Origin of the sequence: Arthrobacter echini, from assembly GCF_008107445.1 — a bacterium.
Classification (GTDB): domain Bacteria; phylum Actinomycetota; class Actinomycetes; order Actinomycetales; family Micrococcaceae; genus Arthrobacter_D; species Arthrobacter_D echini_A.
The window spans coordinates 1-458 of sequence record NZ_VSLD01000038.1 but is presented as its reverse complement, the minus strand read 5'-3'; the positions used below and the strand labels follow the sequence as shown (position 1 = coordinate 458).

Annotated in this window: 1 protein-coding gene; it reads right to left on the bottom strand. The window is 61.1% G+C overall.

Features of this window, described 5'->3' with window-relative positions; genetic code table 11:
- Positions 1-456 (bottom strand): transposase (locus tag FQ377_RS14710; protein WP_262364489.1); only part of this gene is annotated, 456 nt, incomplete at its 3' end.
- Between the last annotated feature and the right edge of the window lie 2 nt (positions 457-458).

Below are 458 nucleotides of genomic sequence, written 5' to 3'. Positions count from 1 at the left end.
GAGAGGACGATTCGCCCAGCTCGCCATCTCCTCGGATACCTTGTCGGTGATCCTCGAGATCGTCTCCTTTGAGACCTGCGCTCCATAGATCTGCGCGAAGTGCGCACTGATCTCCCCGGTCGTCAGCCCGTGGGCATAGAGGGACAGGACCATCTCATCGACGCCGGTGAGGCGGCGTTGATGCTTCTTCACGATAACCGGCTCAAACGTCCCATCCCGGTCCCTCGGAACGTCAATCTCGACATGCCCCGTCGCCTCGGTCAGGACCGTTTTCGACCGGGACCCGTTCCGGACATTCGAGGTCCCACGATCGGGTTCAGCGTGGTGTTTCTCATGACCGACATGCTCGGTCATTTCCTCGTTCAGCGCCGTCTCGAGGACCGTTTTCGTGAACTGCTTTAACAGCCCATCGGGACCGGTCAGGGACAGGCCCCGCTCGGCCGCCATCCGGACCAGTT